This is a genomic window from Defluviitalea phaphyphila, assembly GCF_001466305.1.
GTDB lineage: Bacteria > Bacillota > Clostridia > Lachnospirales > Defluviitaleaceae > Defluviitalea_A > Defluviitalea_A phaphyphila.
Map to the genome: position 1 here is coordinate 1 of NZ_JWID01000045.1, position 2908 is coordinate 2908.

A 2908-nucleotide genomic window follows, 5' to 3' on the forward strand; every position below is an offset into this window, starting at 1 on the left:
ACCCGTACCCATACCGAACACGATGGTTAAGCCATAGACGGCCGATGGTACTAGGCGGGAGACTGCCTGGGAGAGTAGGTGGCTGCCAAATTTATGCGGGTGTAGTTCAATGGTAGAACACCAGCCTTCCAAGCTGGATACGTGGGTTCGATTCCCATCACCCGCTTTTAAAATTTAAAATAAAAACTCCTGAATAAATTCAGGAGTTTTTATTTTGTGTTTTAACCTTAATTTAAACATGTTATTTTGAATATTAAATTTGTTACTTGTGTAGTGGTAAAACATATTAAAATTGCAATAATAGTTGGTATAAGAAATGCAATAATAGTCCATTTTAAGCTTTGAGTTTCTTTTTTAATAGTCAAAAGAGTTGTTCCACAAGGAAAATGGAGTAAAGAAAATAACATTACATTTAAGCAAGTTAGCCAAGTCCATCCATTTGATATAAAAATTTCTTTCATTTCTTCTATACTTTCTATTTCTATCATACTTCCTGTGGATAAATAACTCATAAAAATAATAGGAAGTACAATTTCATTAGCAGGAAAACCTAATATAAAGGCAAGAATAATAATTCCATCTAATCCTATAGCTAATCCAAAAGGATTTAAGAAATTTGCAATATGGTTTAATATATTTGTATTTCCAATAGTTATATTAGAAACTAACCATATAATAGCACCAGCGGGAAGAGCAACTTTAATTGCTCGTAGCAGTACAAATAAAGTTCTATCAAATATAGAACGTATAATAATTTTAAATATTTGAGGTTTTCTATAAGGAGGAAGTTCTAAATCAAATGTAGAAGGAGTTCCCTTTAATATGGTTTTAGATAAAATAAATGATGTGATAAATGTGATAGTTATTCCAAGAAGTATAATAAGTACAATTATTCCAGATGTAAGAAAAGAAGAAAATGAAGAATTAGCAAAGCTACCTATAAGTATCATAGAAATAGCTATTAAGGTAGGGAATCTACCATTGCAAGGCACAAAATTATTGGTTAAAGTAGCTATAAGTCTTTCTCTTGGAGAATTTATAATACGGCAAGAAAGAATACCAGCAGCATTACATCCAAATCCCATACACATGGTTAAAGCTTGTTTACCATGGGTTCCTGCCTTTTTAAATAATCTATCTAAATTAAAAGCAACTCTAGGAAGATATCCTAAATCCTCTAATAATGTAAAACAAGGAAAAAATATTGCCATGGGAGGAAGCATTACTGATACGACCCATGCTACTGTTCTATACATACCCAAAATTAATATTCCATAAAGCCAATTAGGAGCATTAAAATATATAAGGATTTGACTTAATTTATCTTCTATATTAAATAAAAAATCAGCAAGTATTCTAGAAGGAATATTAGCACCTATAATAGTAATCCAAAAAATAATTCCAAGGAGTAAAAGCATAATGGGAAAACCAGCCCATTTAGAAGTTAAAATATCATCTAATTTATCATCAAACGATTTAGATTTTTTTATAGGCATACTCACAGAAGATTTTGCTATTTCTTTTGCTCTTTTATAAATAGCAGATACAATATCATCTCTAAGTATATCATTAGAATCTATTTGAGCAGGCTTTTCCATTATCACACACTCCTTTGCAAGTGTTATTGGTATAAATTTTATCTAATATATTTTTATCTCCTTCAAGTATTCTAAGAGCTAACCATCTAGGGTTAAATTTATTATTAACTAAAGGTTTAATTTTAGGAATTAATTCTTGTAATTTTTCTTCTATTTTTGGAGGATATAAAATAGGTTTTGGATTAGGGATAATTTCTCTCATGCATACTTTATAAACCGTATCCATTAGGTCTTCAAGTCCTGTTTTATTTCTAGCTATAGTACCTATTACAGGAATACCTAATTCATTGGAGAGTTTATTTAAATCAATGTATATATTTTTTCTTTTTGCTTCATCTAAAAGATTTACACATAAAATAACATTATTAGTAATTTCGGATATTTGAAGAAGAAGATTTAGATTTCTTTCTAAGCAAGTAGCATCTGCAACTACAATAGTAGCATCAGGATTTCCAAAACATATAAAATCTCTAGCAACTATTTCTTCTATAGAATTAGCAAGAAGGGAATATGTTCCAGGGAGATCAACTAATATAAATTCTTTATCTTTTCTTTTAAAAAAACCTTGAGTATTAGTTACGGTTTTCCCTGGCCAATTTCCTGTATGTTGTTTTAAACCGGTTAATGCATTAAATATAGTACTTTTACCTGTATTAGGATTTCCTGCTAAAGCTATTACCATTTGATTATTTGAGGTTTTTTTTATTTCATATAAATTAGCAATAGATTTTTTATTACAATATTTACAAATTGTTCTCATCATCACCCTCCTAATTATTTATGACTTTTACCAAGATTTTGGAAGCTTCTTCTTTTCTTAAGGCAATCATAGTTTCACGAATTAAATAAGCAGTAGGGTCTCCTAAAGGACTGCGACGGATAACTTTAATTTTAGTATTTGGAATAAAACCCAAATCTAAAATTCTTCTACGTTTAATACCTGAGGATTTCAAGTTTTTAACTATACAAGTTTTTCCTATTGTAACTTGATTTAAGGGTATATATGTATTTTTCATAAAATCTCTCCTTTAATGTTAGAAATACTAAATAATTTAATACAATAGTATATTATTCTAGATTTTAAAAAAAGAAACTTGTCATTTTATATATTTTGGTAATTTTTTGTAAAGAAATAAAATACAAATATAGAAAAAGGATTGGTTAATAATAAAAGTATAAAATTAATAAAATATTAGTTTTAAAATTTTATAAAATATTATTTAAATCTAAATTGCAATATTAAATGCAACACTTATGTTTAGTAGAAATCATGCTTGATTTTAGGTGTTAAAGTATAAAATTAGCCTTAA

Annotated in this window: 3 protein-coding genes, 1 tRNA gene and 1 rRNA gene; 2 read left to right on the top strand and 3 right to left on the bottom strand. The window is 28.1% G+C overall.

The window, feature by feature from the left end; translation table 11 throughout:
- Window positions 1-91, top strand: a 5S ribosomal RNA gene (rrf, locus tag OM90_RS11875); the annotation flags it as partial.
- A 4-nt stretch (window positions 92-95) separates the two neighbouring features.
- Window positions 96-166 (top strand) — tRNA-Gly (locus tag OM90_RS11880).
- A gap of 61 nt (window positions 167-227) precedes the next feature.
- Here OM90_RS11880 and OM90_RS13420 read toward each other — a convergent pair.
- From OM90_RS13420 to OM90_RS11895, 3 genes are read right to left on the bottom strand one after another with little or no spacing between them, the layout of a single operon-like run.
- The gene (locus tag OM90_RS13420; RefSeq protein ID WP_058487076.1) at window positions 228-1598 is read right to left on the bottom strand and encodes a nucleoside recognition domain-containing protein; all 1371 of its coding nucleotides are present in this window, start codon (window positions 1596-1598) and stop codon (window positions 228-230) included.
- Window positions 1570-2358 carry a FeoB small GTPase domain-containing protein gene (locus OM90_RS13425; RefSeq protein ID WP_058487077.1) on the bottom strand — a complete coding sequence of 263 codons (789 nt, stop codon included), beginning with the start codon at window positions 2356-2358 and terminating at the stop codon, window positions 1570-1572. Before OM90_RS13425 ends, OM90_RS13420 begins: the two co-directional genes overlap by 29 nt.
- A gap of 10 nt (window positions 2359-2368) precedes the next feature.
- A complete protein-coding gene (locus tag OM90_RS11895; protein ID WP_058487078.1) occupies window positions 2369-2614 on the bottom strand; it encodes a FeoA family protein in 246 nt (81 codons plus the stop codon).
- Window positions 2615-2908 lie beyond the last annotated feature (294 nt).

Coding starts and splice junctions, on each gene's coding strand:
- OM90_RS13425 (WP_058487077.1), bottom strand. CDS start 2,358: ATGAGAACAATTTGTAAATATTGTAATAAAAAATCTATTGCTAATTTA.
- OM90_RS13420 (WP_058487076.1), bottom strand. CDS start 1,598: ATGGAAAAGCCTGCTCAAATAGATTCTAATGATATACTTAGAGATGAT.
- OM90_RS11895 (WP_058487078.1), bottom strand. CDS start 2,614: ATGAAAAATACATATATACCCTTAAATCAAGTTACAATAGGAAAAACT.